This is a genomic window from Kordiimonas sp. (assembly GCF_965216265.1).
Classification (GTDB): Bacteria; Pseudomonadota; Alphaproteobacteria; order Sphingomonadales; family Kordiimonadaceae; genus Kordiimonas.
In genome coordinates, this window is the sequence record NZ_OZ244153.1 from 3527842 (window position 1) to 3545186 (window position 17345).

Sequence of the window (17345 nt, forward strand, 5' to 3'; positions counted from 1 at the left end):
ATGGCGGTGGGGGAGCCAAAGTTCGAAAATCTGGTCTTTGAAGGCGGTGGTGTGCGGGGTGTGGCATACGCCGGCGCCTTGAAGGTTTTTGAAGAACAGGGTCTCCTTCCTGGCGTTCGCCGGGTGGCGGGCGCATCCGCTGGCGCATTTGCGGCACTCCTGCTCAGCCTTGGGTATTCATCTGATAGGCTGAAAGACGCGTTACGCTCCATCCATTTCAAGACCCTTGAAGATAAACCCAACCCACTTCGGGTTGTGAGCCATTATGGCCTCTATAAGGGCGATGTGCTCCACGACTGGATCTTGCGACAGGTTACGAACTTGGGCCTGCCTGAGAGTCTGACGTTTGAAGGATTGAATGAGCGAGGAGGGCGCGACCTCACGGTGTTCGCCACGGACCTAACGACGTGCAACACCCGCGAATTCTCATTTGAGCAGACACCGCAAACCTCGGTGGTTGGTGCGGTGCGGGCCTCCATGTCAATCCCGCTGATGTATGCCGCCTGGCAGTTCCCCGGCGGTGAGCCAGACGATCATGTCTATGTGGATGGCGGCGTGGCCTACAACTATCCTATCGGGGCTTTTGACGCGGGCGACGTTAATTCAGGTACGCTTGGGTTTCGGTTTGTTCGGGGGGGTGACAGCGCGCAAATTGCGGAGCATCAGCCCCATAATTTTTTTGAGTATGCAAAGAACCTGTTTGCGGCGGTGATGAGTGCTCAAAACATCAATTTTGAGCATGACCCAGCACAGGTGCGCAGGAGTGTATTGATCGACGACCTTGGTTTTCGCGCAACCGACCTTAGCTTGTCGGATGCAGATTTCAACCGGCTCTATGCGTCAGGGTATGAGGCAACAAAGCGGTATCTGGGTGGGCTGGGGTAACATAACGGTCATGTGTTGGAGGCTGGACGGCACCATGTTGCACGGATAGTCTCACAACCTAATGGTGTCAGATCTCTGGGGGCGGGGATCATACAAGCATTGTATGCAGAGGGGGACGAGAGTATGACAATTCCTGCGGTACCGGGGAAAACTTTTAGTCTTAAGGACAAACGGCCTGGGCCTATAGCCCAGTTTCTCATCACTTTTCTGGTACGGAAACTTATTCCCTTTGTGTTTGGGGTTCTGCGTCGTTTTGCGCCGGTGTTTCGGTTCCCTTTCACCAATACGGTGATCGTGACCAGCTTTGATCATGTGCAGGAAGTGTTCCAGCGACAGAATGATTTCCCTGTGCCTTATCAACGGCAGGTGGACCTTCTGGACTGGAAGCCGACTTTTCTGCTGGCCATGAAAGATACGCCTGATTATTGGCAAACGCTGGAGCAGGTGAAAAAGATATGGAGCGCCAGTGACCTTGAATTTGTCCGCGAGATTGCCCGTGACGTCAGCGAGGCTGAACTTAAAAAAGCAGGTGGACGGATCGACGCTATCCAAGACCTGATGGTTCCCGTCACTGAAGCGGTGATCGAGCGGTATTATGGTGTACCGATTCCAGCGGAGGCAAGACAGCCGTTTTTTGATGGCTGTATGCATGTAGCGGGCTTCCTGTTTGGTTCGCAATCGCTCGCACCAAAAGCGGTTGAAAGCGCGCAGCAAGCTATCTCAACCGTCTGGAAAGTTATCGACGATGCCATTGCCGCAGCACACAAGAACCCGCTGCCGGAAAATACCATCATTGGCCGGTGCCATGCGCTCAAAATCACGAATGATGAACATCTTCGGTCTTACCTTATGGGTATGATCATGGGTTACCTGCCCACCAATACGCTGGCAAACGGCCACGCGTTCGATGTGATTTTGGGTGATGCGACCGCATACCGCATTGGATGTGCTGCGGCGGAAAAAGAAGATCATGAGCTGGTGCAACGAGTGGTGCGCGAAGCACTGCGCATCAGCTATATCCTGCCCGGCTTGTGGCGTACCACGCCTGAAGCGGTTGAGCTGGGTATCGGCAGCACCAAAACCTACAAGATCGAGAAAGACCGGATGGTCTATATTTCGGGCATGTCGGCAATGAAAGACCCCCGCCGTATTGCTAAGCCTGACACGTTTGACCCTGAACGCTCACGCGATGTCTATATGGTTTACGGGCACGGCTTTCACTACTGCGTTGGTGCTGCAATTGCGGATGTGATGATGGAAGAAATTTTCACTGCACTACTGCGCCGCGCGCCGCGTGCTGAAGGCAAGATGATCTTTAACGGCAATTTCCCCTGGACCCTCAATATCACCTATAGAAGCTGAGGAGCTTGCCATGCCGCTTGTGCCAACGCATTTTAAAGGAAAAGCTTTTCCCATGACGGTGATCACACCTGTACCACGCGGCTGGAAACGGCTGGGTGCGAAGCTGATCCTGTTTATTTTCAAGCATCTACCCCTGACAATCGTGACCCAACTGGCGTTTATTCATTTTGCGCGCTGGATATTGGTGCCGGGTGACAGGCTGCCTCGACTTGACCCTGATCAGCCGGTCGAGGATTGGCCTTACGACCTTTATATTTTCACCACAAATTTCAATGGGTCGTGGGATCAGTATATCGATGCATTCGGGCGGATTAAGTCGGTCAGCAAAGGGCTGAATATGCTGTGGTATACAAGCGCGGGTTTTCCGGGGCCGTGGCCCATGCGCCTTTTCAAGCGCTACATCCGCTATTATGAGACACCGCTTGATCTCTATTATAACGCCTATCCCGGCGCCACGGTTCGCGATATCGAGGCCGCTGTGCAGCTTGACCCCAAGCTTGACGCTTTCCTTGAAATGTCCGCCACCGATATGACAGATGAGGCGTTTGGCCAGCATTACCGCACTTTCCTGAACGAAGTTGCGCCATTTCTTGGCTCTACGGGATATCAGACTGAACGCGCAGCGCTCGAACACAGAGCGCGCCCGCTGGAGTTGGGCCAATGACAAAACACAGCTTCCTCACGGCCCTCTCACCCATTGAATTTCGCCACAATGATCCCGAAGATCGGGAGGCGAATATTCTTGAGGCTATCAGCGAGCACGAGCAGGACAATAGCCCGTTCAAGGCATGCCCGATGGTGCATATGGCGCGGCTGCAGATACTCGACCAATTGACACCACCGATGGGCGACACAAGTGGTGCACGCCTTAAAACCAAATATCTGTTGTTTGTGGTGGATTTGGACGGTGGGACCGATGACTTGCTCGACTGTCTGTACCGTACGGCGCCCGGCTTTGTGCATGCTGTATGGGGCCGATGTCTTGGCTATCCCGCCTATAAGGGTTCGGTATTCTTCCGGCGGTATATTGCCCGGTGTATGTTCTCGAACCCTTTGGGTTATGCTGGGTTCCCGCTGAGTGTACAGGAAACTTTGCAAAAGCTGGCTCGCAAGCAAGCTATGGCTGACTGGGCCACCAGGCATCAGGGCCTTAGTGATGCAGACCTCAGGGCAGCGTGGCAGCGTGACCATGAAGCCTTAGCCAACCCCGATGTCCCCAAGCCTGGAAATTTCTAATGAGCTTATCAACCTCCATCAATACCAAGGATATACAGGCGCTTCTCAAGGGCATTGGTCTGGCGTGGCCTAAAGGGCGGTTTTTCTATTGCCGATTTGAAAGCCCTGCAGCAGGTCGTGCGCTCTTGCGGCATCTGTGCCCCTTAACCTCGTTTCACGATCTTAAGGGCCATCATAAGCCGGACGTTTGTGTAAACGCGGCGCTCACGCACGCTGGCCTTGCGGCGCTTAAGCTGGATAACGATCTCCTTTATAGTCTGCCGGAAGATTACCGTGACGGTATGCGTAGGCGCGCCGCCATCAATGGTGACCAGGGGGTGAGTGACCCATCAAATTGGGAAGCCATGTGGTCGGACGATCAGGTTTATCTGTGGGTCGGTGTTTATGCGCGTGATGAGGCGCTTCTGAAGGCGTGGGCTGACGCTTTCTGTCAGTGGGTTGAGGCGAAGGCTGAGATCTCTATTGTTGGCACGCAGGACGTGAGCCGTATTATCTCCTCACCCGATGTGCCGGTCTATATCGACGACCCGGATAGCCAGCCAGAGCAACCCGCGCTTCTTGAACACTTCGGTTTTAGGGACGGCATGGGCAACCCTCCCATTGAGGGGCTTTCAGACAAGCACATCAAAGGCAATGGCCGCCTGAGTGCAAACGGCGAATGGCAGGCCTTTCCTGCGGGCGAATTTATTCTCGGCCATGTTGACACAAATGGCGAAATACCCATAGCGCCAAAGCCTCAGGCATTTGCCCACAACGGTTCCTTTATGGTGTTAAGGAAGCTCGCGCAGGATGTGGACCTGTTCCGGGGCTACCTAAAGGACCAGGCGGAGAAGTCCGAGCAGAACGCGGACGAGCTTGCAACCCGGATGGTGGGACGGCACAGAGACGGCACGCCGCTGATGAAATCAGACGGTGACTATGATTTCCGCTATGATAGCGATCCGGCGGGACGAGTGTGCCCCATGGGGTCCCACCTCAGGCGCAGCAACCCACGGGACAGCTTCGGGGCTGATTTCGGCTCGCTGCTTGTAGACAGGCACCGCATTCTAAGGCGCGCCATCACCTATGGTAAACTGGTGCCCACGGGTGAAAGCCAGGCTGAGGTCAACGGCGAGGACGGGCAGGGCATCATGTTTATTGTGCTGAACGCCAGCATCTCGCGCCAGTTTGAATTTGTGCAGCAACAGTGGGTCAATTACGGCAATGACTTTAATCAGGGCAATGACCGTGACCCGATCGCAGGCACAAGGACAGGCGACGATAAAATGGTGATCCCCGGTGATGTTGGGACGGACCGTGCAACGATGATCTGTGACAAGCTCAAGCAGTTTGTAACGTGTCGGGGCGGGGAGTATTTTTTCCTGCCAAGCCTCAGTGCCTTTGAAGCGCTTGCAAGCGACGTTTGCGACTGGCGGCGATAGGCCGCCATATTCCGCTTGACCTTGCACCATAGTCCGGGGTGTAGGTTCGGCTTTAAAATCGGGGCTGCAGGAGACATGAATATGGTTCTGACAATCAAGGACGCTTTCGACGCGGAGATGGCTGGCGCGCGCGATGCATACATAAAGGCGGATTATGATACGGCGTTCAATCGGCTGAAGCGGGCACATATCTTAGGGCAGCGCAATTTCCTGCACCACTGGTCAACACATTGGTGGATGTTGAAATCAGGCCTGCGTATGCAGGATAAGCGCGAGGTCGTTGGGCAGATCATACGCCTTGTGGCGGTTATTCCCGGTTTTGTGTTTGGTTGGGTGCCTGTCGGCAATACTGGCGCGGCAGAGGTGTCTGCGCTCAAACCCATGCCACTGCCGGAGGACTTGAAGTCGGTTTTGGGTAAGTTTAGCGTCTGGAACGACGTCCTGCAGCGGGCCGCGCTCGGCTTGGTTGTGGTTATTCTCATGCTCGCCCTGAGGTGAGGGGCGGGACGAACCCTCACCAAACGACAAGCCCAGCTCTATTCCTTCGTCGCATCCAGAGTGGTGATACGCCTGAGGTGGCGGTGTAGTTTGTCGCTCACCGATATTTCCATTCGGCCATCCAGATGTGTAGCCAAGGCCTTCTCAAGCATATAGAAATACGCTTCTCGTTCGATGGCCTTGGATGGGCTGTGACCGGCCTGCGCCTCTTCAAAGTAGGTCACGGTTTTGCCTGCATGTTGAAGGCGCAGCACGTAATTCCGGATGTCGAGCACAGAAACTTTGGGGTCTTTGGCTCCAGCCCAGACATAAAGCGGCTTGGTTACCTGCGGCCAGTGATAGTCAGGTGACAGTTGGTGGATGCGTTTCATGTCCTCTGGGTCGTCGGGGTCAACGGCCTGATCTTTATAAAACTCAAGGCCCAGGCTGAGGTCGGCGGCGTCGCGCGTTTTCCGGTAGTGGGTTATCGCCCTGCCGAGGTCCGGCGGTGGTGCGCCTGCGATGCCAACCCGGAACACCTTAGGTGTGAACGCAAGAGCACCCAGCACGGAAAACCCGCCAAAGGAATGGCCGAAGATTGCGAGTTTTTCCGGGTCTCCCACCCCGCGTGCCAGCACGTATTTCATGCCGTCGATAATATCCTGTTGCACACGGCCGTCACCAAACGCCCGCCTGCCGCTGGTCATATACTTGTGACCAAAGCCGGTGGAAGCGCGAAAATTCGGCTCAAAAACCGCGTAACCCCGATTGGCAAGGAACTGTGCCCTTGTGTCAAAGGAGCCGTCCGTCCGCCCCCATGGCCCACCATGCGGTACAACCACAAGCGGCGCGGTTTGTGGGTCTTTTCCAAGAGGCAGGGTGACATACCCCTGTTGGCGCATGCCGTCGCTGACAGTGTACCAGACAGCCACACGCGGCGCTAAATAGCCTTGCATGGAAGATCGTTTTTTTGCGTCTGTTTGTGCTGAAAGTAGCACCTGCATCTCATCAGTGGCGGGGGTATAGAGCATGAATTTGGGGAATGGTTGATCCGCGCTTTGGTCAGTGATCAGCAGGCGGCTGGCGTCCGTGCTTGGTTCAATATGATAATAGCTGGCGCTAAGGTGGGTGTTGAGGGCAGTGACTATGGCCTCCATCCTCGGTGTTAGGCCGTAAAAGCTCGTATGGTCATCCTTATAACCCACCAGCACCGGGTCACCGGTGTGGGGATCCACCTTTACCGATTCCAGATCAAACAGCCCTTTAGGGTCGCGGTGCAAGCGGCGGTGTGCACCTGTTTGGGCGTTGATGGCATAAAGCCCCGCCAGGTCATCACCAAAACGACCTCGCATATAAAGCGTGCCAGATGATGGGTTAAAGCTCAGCAGCCCACAATTGTCGGTAACCAGGCATCTGAATAGCGGCTGAGTTTTGTCGGGCTCAATCCGTAAAACATCGAGGCCATTGCCACCGATCTGTATGGCAAAGTGGGGGGTGTTGTCCTCACTGGGAAGAAAGTCAGCGACATAGCTCGCTGAGGTGTAAAGTGGGGTGCGCTGACCGTCAGGCAGAACACGGTAGATCGTGTGGCTTGTCCGGTCTGCCGCCTGCTGTGACGCGATGAAAGCATGCGGGTGTGTTGCATCGGCGCCGTAAAAGGTCTCTTCTTTTTTGGCAGCGAGGTTGATGATATGGGCCGGCTGCGCCGGGGCGTCCATGGATGTCATTCCAACACCCTGTTCGGTCTCCATGAAAAGAAAATTGCTGTCACTAGACCAGCTCAAACCCTTCAGCATCTTGGTGCTGAAAAGTGTCCGATGTTGCCCCGAATGGGTGGCGAAAAGCCGCACTTGCTTTATCAAGTCAAGGTCCACCACATAGGCGAGAAAGTGCCCGTCGGGTGACAATTTTGCCACCGGCACAGCGTCGGGCTGGCTGAGCATGCTGCGCGTGAAAAGCGGTGCTTCTTTTCGCTGTTGCACTATGGCTATGGCATCATCAAGTTCGTCCGCGATAGCCAACGTGCTAGGCAGGGAAAAGGCGCAAAAGGCAAGGGGCAGGGCAATATGCAGGCGTTGCCGCACCCGATGGAAAAAGGGCGTCATGGTCTATCCAATCGATTTGTCTGTCGTGTAGTGATGGCGCTGGACTTACGGAGCCCGGCGCCTTGCTTGCTTAGCTGCTTGGCGTCTCACGGCGCCACGGGTTCATCAGCAAGAACGCGACGAGTGCCGGTACGCTGAGGACCGCGGCCAGCGAAACCCAAGTTATTGTCTGCGCGCGACCAAGCTGATGCTTGCTGCATAAGGCGAATACGGTTGCTGCCGACAGGAGCATGAGGGTTGCAGCTATCCAATAGACGGATGCCGGATAATCCCGTACGATCAACGCCCGCGGTTTAGTGTAAGCAGCATTTGTGGGTTCAATAGTGCTGAGGTAAGCATTATCGGCAAAGTGCAACACCGGGGAAATCATTTCCATATAATGCCGGATCCACGCCGGGTGACGATACACCGTATAGCGACGGGTATGGATCACTTCAGTTTCGCCGCCGTGTTTGGCGTGCACCAACATGGTGCCTGGCTTGTCAAAACCAAAGAAATTGTCGCCGCGGTACAGGAGAAGATAGCCATCCACCAGCCGATAGGTGTTGATAAGCCTGATATTCTCAAGTGGTACAGGGTGTGCGATGACATGGTCTGGTTCTGCGGTTTCATACTCGTCATCGATCACGCGGGGGTCAAAGAGCATGAGGTGTTTGTTGGTAACGAGAGCCACATAGTTTTCCCCCATTTGCGGGTGGTCTATATAGTGCTCACCAGCAGGAGCCTGGTGTTTGATATCCAGGCGCCGTTCAGTGAAGTCTATCTGATAAATGGTGCTTGGCGTGGCTAGGAACTTTTCGCCAACCATCATCGGTACATCGATGAAACGGTCATCCACGGCCGCGTCAGCGGTGCTGTTTATAAACCCACGTATACCAAAGGCACCAAGAGCCTTCTGATCAGTGCCGGAGTGGCCGATCAGGAGCATTTCATCATGCGAGAATTGCCATACCTCGCTGGTGCCTTTTGGTGTTAACGAATACTGCAGGTCGTGGATATGAAGCTGGCCGCGGCGCGGGTATGTCGAGGCACTGGTGGATATCCAGTCTTCCTCTGCCAGCTCAGTTTGCTGGATATAATAGTCCTTGCGGGGGTCATCGCTGCCTTCAAGGCTATAGGCAACCCGTTCCGCTCCTTCGAGCCACCAGAGGTATTTAACGGTGCCTTCAACAGGATTGTTGTCCGGGTGGATGCCCATGATGAATTTGGGCAAGTGATAATACACGGTGGTTGACATGGCGAGGCCATAGGTCAAGGCATAGCTCATGGGTAGGGCCATCAGGATAATAGCCCAGGGGCGGCGCAGGTGCGTGCTGAGGTCAGGCTTGAAGCTGAGGGCGTTCAGCGTAAACAGCGCAGCGACGGCCGCCAGCATGGGGGCATATTGCAGAAAGTCGTTAGGTGGGCGTGGGTTCATGAGCAAAAGCAATATGATGGCGAGTAGGATGGCGCCCTTGCTTGCGTTCAGTGCAGCAAGTGTGCCCACCAGATATGCTGTCAGGGCGCAGAAAAGCACAAATATAGGGTTGGTATAGTGGCGCATATCCACGACGGTTACCGTGAAGGCATCAATGCCAGCGACCATAACGAGCCATGGCACGATAACAACAACAGCAATGCATAGTGAGCCGGCGAGCGCGAGGCCATAGAATATCTGGTAGGTTGGTAAGGGGCGCTGGATCAGGAATGTCCAATGGTTGGTGCGACGGTGTAGCAGCATCTGCACAAGACCAAAGATAAGGGAGCCGCCGATCATGACAAGATAACTGACCGCCGTCAGCTCAGGCGGGGCACCCAGAAAAGGCGTCAGTTTCGCCATGAAAGCGTAGGCTGCCAAAATAGCCAAGGTAGCAATAAGGGTCCATGTCCGGTAGCGCAGGAGCTCGCTTTTGAAAATCTGCAACATTCTTCTGTCCTATGCTCTGCTGTCTGGTGTGTTATGGTTTTTAGTGAGAAAGGCGTTGACGGCGCGCTCCAGATTGACCGGGTTGCGCGCAACTGCAGTGGCACCGTTTTGCTTGAGATAATCACCAAAGTCACTTGTCTGGTCTGCGACCAGAATATGGTGTTGGCCTTCAATGTTTTTGGCACTCAGAAAGCCTGGTATCTCGCTCCTGTCAGGCAAGCCAGCCGGGAAATTACCAACCCAGTAAGATACCCGTTCAACAAAGGCATCGGGGCTGCTGTTGTTTGTGAGCATGCCTTTTTCCATGATGATCAGGCGGTCAGCCACGCGTTCAATTTCTTCCATCTGGTGAGAGCAATAGATGACGGTGGTGTTGGCTTCTGTTTCCGTGAACATCAGGGCCTCAAGGAAGGACTGGCGCGCAACAACATCAAGCCCCAAGGTCGGTTCATCAAGGATAAGCAGCTCAGGTGACTGCGCGAGCACCATGGAAAGGTTCAAACCCGCGCGTTCACCCCTCGAGAGGCCGGCAACTTTCTGGTTCTGGTCAACATCGAAATAGCCGATGACATTGTCGTATATTTCCTGGTTCCAGTGGGGGTGGAAGCTGCGTTGATGGCTTGTGATCTCCCGCGCTTTCATCCAAAGCGGCAGGGTATGTTCCTCATTCACATAGCCCACGCGCCCTCGGGTTTCAGGCGATAACTCGCTGCTGCTCATACCCAACAACCGTGCGGTGCCGGATGTGGGGGTTGCCACGCCAAGTAGCAGGCGAAACAGGGTGGATTTCCCCGCACCGTTGCTGCCAACAATGGCATGAATACCGCCTTGTCCGATTTGCAGGGTGAAGTCGTTCAGGGCCAGCTTTTTTCCGTACCGTTTGGTCAGGCCATGTGTTTCTAAGCAATATCGCATGCTGTTGTCCTCAATCTCTGTCGTCGGCGTTTGGTGTACTGTCTAGTTTTGTGAGTGCTTTTCGCACTTCCTGGAGAATGTCTTCGGTTTTGAATTCGAGATAGGCGACCTCGTTCACGAAGCCATTCACGGCAATGTTCAGCCGCTTTTTCTGTTCTTCCTCACTAAGTAGCTGTCGCGGCTCGGCCACAAAAAGCCCCAGCCCCTGGCGAGATTCCACCAGGCCTTGCACAGTCAATTCGCCATAGGCTTTGGCAACCGTGTTCGCATTGATCATGAGCTGCATTGCAAGGCCACGAACGCTTGGCAGTTTGGTGCCAACGGGCAGCTCACCCGTTGCGATCTCCATGCGGATGCCATCCACAATTTGCTTGAAGATGGGCCGGGCATCGCCGGTCACGATCTGTATCTTCACATTGCTGATGTTGCTCATGCGTCCTCGAATCAACTGTACTGTGTGTAGTAGTACAGTGCATACACAAATACTCTTCGTCAAGAGGCGTTTTGCGTGCGTCTGAGTTTCCCAAGAAAATTCAATATCTTAGGTTATTATAGATGGTGTCGTGGGTGAGAAGCTGTATGCCTTCTGGTCAGAATCGCGTTGTCAGCTTAAGACCATACAGACGAGGTGGCCCTGCAATAAATGTGGGAGAGCCGAAAAGCCCGCCTGTGTTGCCTGCGTCAATAATATAGTGATTATTGAACAGGTTAGTGGCGAAAGCTTTCACTTCCCATGTATTGGAGGAAGAGGCCACGCCGATGTTCATGCCCACCGAGTGTACGTCGTTTTCAGCAATATCGAGGCCAGCTATTGGCTGGTTTTCAATCTCGAAAAAGACGTCGGACTTGTATGTCCAGGTTGCGTTTCCGATCAATCTCAACTCGGCATTGAGAGGGATATCTATAGCAATGCCAAAGGCTGCGGACCAGTCCGGCTGCAGGCGAAAACGATTACCTGCAAAGAGGCCGTTTTCAGCCTTGTCGTCGATGCTGGCATCAATATAGGCAATGCTTCCGAACAGGTGGGTGTGCTCGCCCACAACTGCCTGAAACTCACCTTCCACACCGATATTTTTGGCTGAACCGGCGTTTGATTGGCGTGTAACACCGCCTTCTTCCCGGATGGTTACCTGGAAGCTTTCATACGTCTGATAGAAAATTGAGGCTGCCACATCCAGCTTGCCATCCATGAGGCGTGATTTGACCCCGGCTTCATAGTTCCAGGTTATCTCTGCCGGAACAAATGTTGGTACAGCCACAGGTTGGCCTCCAGAGCCCATAGCGGAAGCGACTTCGATCACATCAGATCGCCGACCTTTCGAGACATTGGCATAGGCATTGGTTTGGTCGCCTAGTTCATAGCGAACAGCAAACCGTGGCAGCACAGCGTCATAGCTCGCTTTGGCGGTTACAACATTGCCGCCTGTGTCCACGTTCCCAAATGTCAGGAGCGGTGCGCCTGTGAGAGTTGCTGTAGGAAGGGCAGCAAAACCACCGGTTTCACGGCTTTCATGAACGTAACGCAAGCCACTGGTAAAGGAGAGCCTTTCGTTCAACGCGATGGTCGCATCAGCAAACGAGGAATAGGTGCGGTTTTTGGCTGTATTGCCAAACTCGGCACTGTAATAAATCGGTGGCAGGCCCTGCGCTGTGGTTAGCGACCCTATGGAACCACTGGCCGCCACACATGGCAGCCCCGGAATGACACCCGCCGCACACTGCAAAAATGTGCCTTCCTCGGTGAAGAAGGGGATGGCAACACGGCCATCTTCCGCAAAATAGTTGATACCCACAAAGGCGGTAATACTCTGGCCGGAATAATTTGCGCGAATTTCCTGACTGAACTGATCACCTTTTGCATTTTCGGCAAACTCAGCAAAGACGGCTTGCGAGCCGTCAGCGTCAAAGACCTCTAGGCTTTCAAACTCCCGGTAGCCTGATTGCGATGTGAGCGACCATGTGTCGCTTAACGCCCACTCCATCGTCAGGTTTGCGTCATAAAGGTCACGGTCCACCCCCAGTTTTTCGCGGCCAAGAATCTGTTTTGAAAGCGGCCCGGCTCCGCCAAGCTCGGCAAAACTGAAAGGATCTGAGCGCCCACCTGTTGGCGCAAATGTGCCAGATTTGAAGCTGGTGCCCGCATCTGTGTCCCGTTCATAGTTCAGGACCAGATCAGCGGTGAATGTATCGTTTGGGGTAAAACGGATACTCCCCCGTGTGGCGAAGCGTTCCATGCCGTTAAGGTCATCCTGAACCGTTCCGCCGGCAGACTGGGAGGCCTGGCTTCCCGCGATATTCTTAACATAACCGTCGCGTTTGCGGTAGCTGAAGGCAAACCGCCCCTGCAGTTTGGAAGAGCCACCAGTTATGAACCCCCTGGCCTCCTGTGCGTCATAGTTGCCGTAAGCAAGGCTGAGTTCTCCCGCAAGTTCCTCTTGTGGTTTTCGGGTAATGACAGAGACCGCGCCGATCGCTGCCGCAGTGCCGAAAAGTGTGGCTTGCGGCCCTTTCACCACTTCAATGCGTTCTATGTCAAACAGCTCAAAATATGACCCGCGGGAACGGGAGACATCTATACCATTGAGGTAAATGGAGACCCGAGGCGCGATCTGTGGTGCACCACTGTCAGAGGTAATGCCTCGGATGACAAAAGCCGGGTTATTCGCACTCTGCTCCTGAACCACAAGGCCAGGTGTTAAATCCGATACTTCAGCAAAACCATTCGTGCCAAGTGTGTCGAGAAGGGAACCGCTGATGCTTGAGACGCTGAGGGGTACGGTGCGAATATTCTCTGAGCGCTTTTGTGTGGTAACAATGATCTCTTCAACCACGGCTGTACCTACATCGTCGGCCAAGGCTACGCCGGGCGCATATACCAAGCTGCACGCCATCACTGTGCCCAATACTTTCTCGCTAGTCATATAAACTCCGCCCCTGTGTCCGCCCCCGCAGAATCACTTCACCTCGTAGGTTATAGGCCGCTAAGTGACCAAAATATATGAATTATTTGTTTCTGTTCGTCGACTTGACATGTAGGCGAGGGCGAAGCGCAATCATGGCGAGCACAAAGGCTTTATCGTCGGTTGTTGATGCCGGGGGACACGCCAGAGAGGCTTGATAACACCGCACATAAGAGCCTATAAATTTAATAAGTGGGATGATGGCAGCAGGGCAGGGTTTGGGCGATCAGGTAAAAATTGCGGTTTTGGATGACCACCGGATGTTTCTGGAGGGGGTGTCCATGCTTGTGAGTAGCCTGGATGAGAGCTATGCCGTGAGTAATTTTCATGTTCCAGTCGAATTGCTGAAAGCTCTTGAAGGTGGTTTACATTTTGATCTGATTATCTGTGATCTGATCATGGACCAGATGAATGGCCTGGCGTTTGTTACGGCGGCACGAAGCCACACCAGAAAAATACCAATACTGATGCTGTCTGGTATCAATAGCTCACCGCCAATCGCGGAAATGATCAGCTTGGGCGCAGATGGATTTGTGCACAAATCGTCGGGTAACGAAACACTGGGCGAAGCCGTGACGAGTTTGTTATCTGGCAAACGCTATTTCGGCGACTTTGAAGATCATAAACCTGCCCCTAATGGTGCAGACGAAGAGCACGATGAATTCTTGACGACTGAACCGCTACCCACGCTGGGTAAACGTCAGGTGGAAGTGTTGAAAATGATCGCGCATGGCGCCTCAAACAAGGAGGTTGCCGCCAGGCTGGACATCAGCGAGAACACCGTAAAAACCCACCTGAAACAGATTTTTATTGCCCTTGGCGTGAACAAACGAACAGCCTGTATCCGCAAGGCGCAGACGCTTGGTATTATCTGACAATCCGCTCTAGCGTTTGGTAAAGAAGCGCGGGCTCAACCGGTTTTGCCAGAAATTGTGTGTCTGTCATGGCGCCTCTGTCCGCGTCGCTCAGGAAACCGCCACTCATAAGCACAGCGGGCGTATCTTCGTTTACCTCCTCGCGCAGGCGGGCAATCAGGTCAATCCCGCTTTGGCCCGACCCGAGCATCTTATCAATCAGCAACAGGTCAGGGTTTTGTGGTGTGGCCGCCAACAGGTCCAGCGCAGTATCAGATGTGCCGGTGCTAATTACCTGGCACCCCCAATCGGTAAGCAGGTTTGACATACCGTCGCGTATCGTCTCTTCGTCATCAACGAGGAACACCAGCGGTGCGGTTGTGAAACGATGCATCTGCGTTTGGCCGCCTGCCTCCTGCTTGGCTTCGGGCAGGGTGTCAGTAAAGGGTATGTAAAGCGTGAAAGTTGTGCCTTCGCCGGGGGTGGAGGCAACATTCAGGGTAATATCAAGGAGCTTACACAGCCGTTTCACGATAGACAGGCCGAGCCCAACACCGGTTCGGCTGCTGCCTTCGGTTTCAAGCTGTACATATTCTTCAAATATGCGTTTTTGGTCCTCGAGTGCGATGCCGGGCCCTGTATCTGTGACGGTAACAATAGCGCTTTGGCCTCCGTGTTGAAGGCCAAGCGATATCGTGCCCTGAGTGGGTGTATATTTGATTGCGTTCGAGAGCAGGTTGCGAACAACGCGGTTCAGCAGTATCGGATCTGTCACGGTTTGAACGGCTTCAAAGCTGCAGTGCAGAACCTGCTCCCGCTCCGTTACTTGATCCGCAAACTCGCTCACTACAGCCTGTAGTTCCGCGTCTAACTCCACCATCGCAGGTTTAGGCGCTATGGTGCCGCTATCCAGCTGGTTCATGTCCATCAGGCTACGCAGGAATTGGCTCTGTCGTTCCCATGTCAGTTCGATCTTATCCAGAAGCTCATGTTGCGTTGTTTCAGTTAGGTGCTGACGCATGGCCTGAATGAAATAGCCTTGTGCATGAATGGGTTGAGATAGGTCGTGGCTGGTTGCGGCAAGGAAACGGTGCCTTTCTTCATTCACCCGCCTGATTACTTCATTTTGTGCCTTCACTTTTTTCATCAAAGCTTGGGTGCTGCGCGCGGCGATGGTTTCGCGCATGTCCAGTTCTGCGCGCGCGCTGGTGATCAAGCCAAACAGGAAATAAACCAGTGTGGCGACGCCTAGAAGGCGCGTTGGCCAACCTGCGTATATCAGCAGGAATAGGGCGACGGGTAGCAGCGCAAATACGGCGAGGCCGATATAGCCAGGCCTGTAGGCAGAGTTCGGAAACATACCGCCGATTGTGATGCTGAAGACAAGGATACAGGCTACAAAAATGGTGAGGTAGGACGACCAGTCGATCAGGTAGATCGCGAACGATGACCATACAAGCCCGGTTATACAACAGATGACGATATGGCCTGTCAGATAGGCTTTCACGCTGGCTCGGGTAACGCCGTTTGGTGCCACCCATGTGCCGTACAGGTAAACTACCCCCACCATGGCGCTGGCGGCTATCAGCCATAGAAGTGCCTGCGTTGTATAATCAGTGAAATAGAGAATAAAAGAGTAGGTCGCGACGATAACCATAACAAACAGACAAGAAGCAACTACGCGTTTCTTCAACAGCGTGGCTTGTTCTACCCTGATGTCTATCAGGTCATATGTATGCTCAACCGACATCTCAGGCGGGCTTTACCTGCGTGGTGTTCTCGAGTTCGATATTTTCAGCTACCAGCGGTAGCCGCCGCACAAGCACAAACGCCACCAGTCGAATGAGTACCGGCAGAAGCGCGTATAGAAATGTAAGCGTCATAAGCTGGGAAGACGAATTCTGGCCTGCCTTGTCAAAATCCACAGCATCCAAGATGGGAAAGGCCAATCCCATAGGGACCACAAAGGCGAGTTTTGATACGGAATTCTTAGTCGCAAGGAAAAGGCCACCAAGCCGGTTTTTACCGTCCCGCTCGCCAGAGTAAACGATATCGGCCAGCATGCTGGTGGGCATCACTGCATCACACCCAAAACATGCGCCAACAACCATGGCAAGAACCGCCGCCCCAACCACGTCGCCCGGGCCCAGCAGAAGCGCGCCCGCAAGCCCCACACAGCAGATAAGCATAGATGTTTGCCACGCAAACCGTTTGCTCGTCCGTTTGGACAGAATGAACCATAGCGGCAGAAATAGCGCGGTTGACAACAACATCAGCCCCATGAACAGGCCAATCAACTCAGCGGCGGCAACCACATGAGTAACAAACAGTACCATCAACCCGGCTGTGAGCGCATTGGCAGCTTGCACCACCAGAAAACACAGGATCAAGTGGCGGTATGGTTTGCTGGCCCAGATCATCCTGAATGACGTGAAAAAACCTGTCTTGGATACGGTCACTTCCCGGTTGCGCATGGGTACAAAAACAAAAAACAGCAACAGCGCAAGCGCGCTGGTGAGGAAAATAATCTTTGCGGTAAGTGACAACGAAGCGGCCATGGGAAGTGTCAATACAAAGGGAAGGCCTGCTGCCGTAAGGGCGCCGATCACCTGAAAGCTGGCTTTGGAACTGGCGAGCACCGACCGCTCATGAACGTGAGGCGACACCTCAAGCCCGATGGAAGAATAAGGCACATCCAGCACCGTATAAAAAAGGAAATAGAGCGTGCTAGCGGCCATGAGATAGCCAAGCCCGGCGTCCTCTGGCGGTGACAACAGCATGAAAACCGCAAGCGTAAAACCTGGCAAGCCGACAAGCATCCACGGTTTTCTGGGCCCGAAGCGGGACCGGGTCTCGTCACTCAGGTGCCCGATAATGGGATCCGTAAACACATCAAACAATCGGCCTGCTACAAAAATGGCGCCTACCGCAGCGAAGCCAAGCCCCATGTCAACCGCATAGAAGGTGGGGATGAACATCACCAGCGCAAAGCCAGCCATGGCAATCGGCGCAGTTAAAAGGCCATACGAGAAGAGTTGCCAGATTGTGAAGTTGGCTGCTTCTTCTGGTTCAGACTGTTCTGATCCGTATTGGTCTGACGTGGGGGCAGGTTTGTTCATATATATTCCTAATGCGGGCCTATCCCCGATATTGCGCCAAGTTTCCGCATTTAAAAAAGCGACGTCAATCACCCTTTTGGGCGATTGTTTTGTGTTGCCCCTTCG

14 protein-coding genes are annotated in these 17345 nt (G+C 53.9%); 7 read left to right on the forward strand and 7 right to left on the reverse strand.

Features of this window, described 5'->3' with window-relative positions:
• The first annotated feature begins 6 nt into the window (after window positions 1-6).
• The 6 genes from ACOOGA_RS16220 to ACOOGA_RS16245 all read left to right on the forward strand — a co-directional run bounded on the left by ACOOGA_RS16220 (window position 7) and on the right by ACOOGA_RS16245 (window position 5402).
• The gene (locus ACOOGA_RS16220; protein WP_420429024.1) at window positions 7-885 is read left to right on the forward strand and encodes a patatin-like phospholipase family protein; all 879 of its coding nucleotides are present in this window, start codon (window positions 7-9) and stop codon (window positions 883-885) included.
• A 123-nt stretch (window positions 886-1008) separates the two neighbouring features.
• The gene (locus ACOOGA_RS16225) at window positions 1009-2247 is read left to right on the forward strand and encodes a cytochrome P450 (RefSeq protein WP_420429026.1); all 1239 of its coding nucleotides are present in this window, start codon (window positions 1009-1011) and stop codon (window positions 2245-2247) included.
• A gap of 52 nt (window positions 2248-2299) precedes the next feature.
• Window positions 2300-2911 carry a hypothetical protein gene (locus ACOOGA_RS16230; RefSeq protein WP_417461272.1) on the forward strand — a complete coding sequence of 204 codons (612 nt, stop codon included), beginning with the start codon at window positions 2300-2302 and terminating at the stop codon, window positions 2909-2911.
• A complete protein-coding gene (locus tag ACOOGA_RS16235) occupies window positions 2908-3483 on the forward strand; it encodes a hypothetical protein (RefSeq protein ID WP_417461271.1) in 576 nt (191 codons plus the stop codon). Before ACOOGA_RS16230 ends, ACOOGA_RS16235 begins: the two co-directional genes overlap by 4 nt.
• On the forward strand, window positions 3483-4904 hold the full coding sequence (locus ACOOGA_RS16240; protein ID WP_417461270.1) for a Dyp-type peroxidase: 1422 nt from the start codon (window positions 3483-3485) through the stop codon (window positions 4902-4904). The genes ACOOGA_RS16235 and ACOOGA_RS16240 overlap by 1 nt, the downstream gene beginning before the upstream one ends.
• An 81-nt stretch (window positions 4905-4985) precedes the next feature.
• Window positions 4986-5402, forward strand: a complete 417-nt coding sequence (locus ACOOGA_RS16245) for a DUF3703 domain-containing protein (protein WP_417461269.1) — start codon at window positions 4986-4988, stop codon at window positions 5400-5402.
• 38 nt (window positions 5403-5440) lie between these two features.
• Here ACOOGA_RS16245 and ACOOGA_RS16250 read toward each other — a convergent pair whose 3' ends face one another.
• The 5 genes from ACOOGA_RS16250 to ACOOGA_RS16270 form a co-directional block, all read right to left on the reverse strand.
• Window positions 5441-7486 (reverse strand): alpha/beta hydrolase family protein, encoded by a 2046-nt coding sequence (locus ACOOGA_RS16250; RefSeq protein WP_417461268.1) that lies wholly within the window; start codon window positions 7484-7486, stop codon window positions 5441-5443.
• A gap of 70 nt (window positions 7487-7556) precedes the next feature.
• Window positions 7557-9392, reverse strand: a complete 1836-nt coding sequence (locus ACOOGA_RS16255; RefSeq protein ID WP_417461267.1) for a hypothetical protein — start codon at window positions 9390-9392, stop codon at window positions 7557-7559.
• A 9-nt stretch (window positions 9393-9401) separates the two neighbouring features.
• Window positions 9402-10307, reverse strand: a complete 906-nt coding sequence (locus ACOOGA_RS16260) for an ABC transporter ATP-binding protein (protein WP_417461266.1) — start codon at window positions 10305-10307, stop codon at window positions 9402-9404.
• A gap of 10 nt (window positions 10308-10317) precedes the next feature.
• Window positions 10318-10740: a GntR family transcriptional regulator gene (locus ACOOGA_RS16265; protein ID WP_417461265.1), complete on the reverse strand. Its 423-nt coding sequence runs from the start codon at window positions 10738-10740 to the stop codon at window positions 10318-10320.
• 157 nt (window positions 10741-10897) lie between these two features.
• Window positions 10898-13228 carry a TonB-dependent receptor gene (locus ACOOGA_RS16270; protein ID WP_417461264.1) on the reverse strand — a complete coding sequence of 777 codons (2331 nt, stop codon included), beginning with the start codon at window positions 13226-13228 and terminating at the stop codon, window positions 10898-10900.
• Between the two features lie 320 nt (window positions 13229-13548).
• Between ACOOGA_RS16270 and ACOOGA_RS16275 the strand changes: the two genes are divergently transcribed.
• Complete coding sequence (locus ACOOGA_RS16275; RefSeq protein WP_420429028.1) at window positions 13549-14142, forward strand: LuxR C-terminal-related transcriptional regulator; 594 nt, start codon at window positions 13549-13551, stop codon at window positions 14140-14142.
• Here ACOOGA_RS16275 and ACOOGA_RS16280 read toward each other — a convergent pair.
• Together ACOOGA_RS16280 and ACOOGA_RS16285 are read right to left on the reverse strand one after the other, a co-directional pair.
• On the reverse strand, window positions 14135-15871 hold the full coding sequence (locus tag ACOOGA_RS16280) for an ATP-binding protein (protein WP_420429030.1): 1737 nt from the start codon (window positions 15869-15871) through the stop codon (window positions 14135-14137). The two genes, ACOOGA_RS16275 and ACOOGA_RS16280, sit on opposite strands and share 8 nt — an antisense overlap.
• Before the next feature lies 1 nt (window position 15872).
• Window positions 15873-17240 carry an MFS transporter gene (locus ACOOGA_RS16285; RefSeq protein WP_417461261.1) on the reverse strand — a complete coding sequence of 456 codons (1368 nt, stop codon included), beginning with the start codon at window positions 17238-17240 and terminating at the stop codon, window positions 15873-15875.
• Between the last annotated feature and the right edge of the window lie 105 nt (window positions 17241-17345).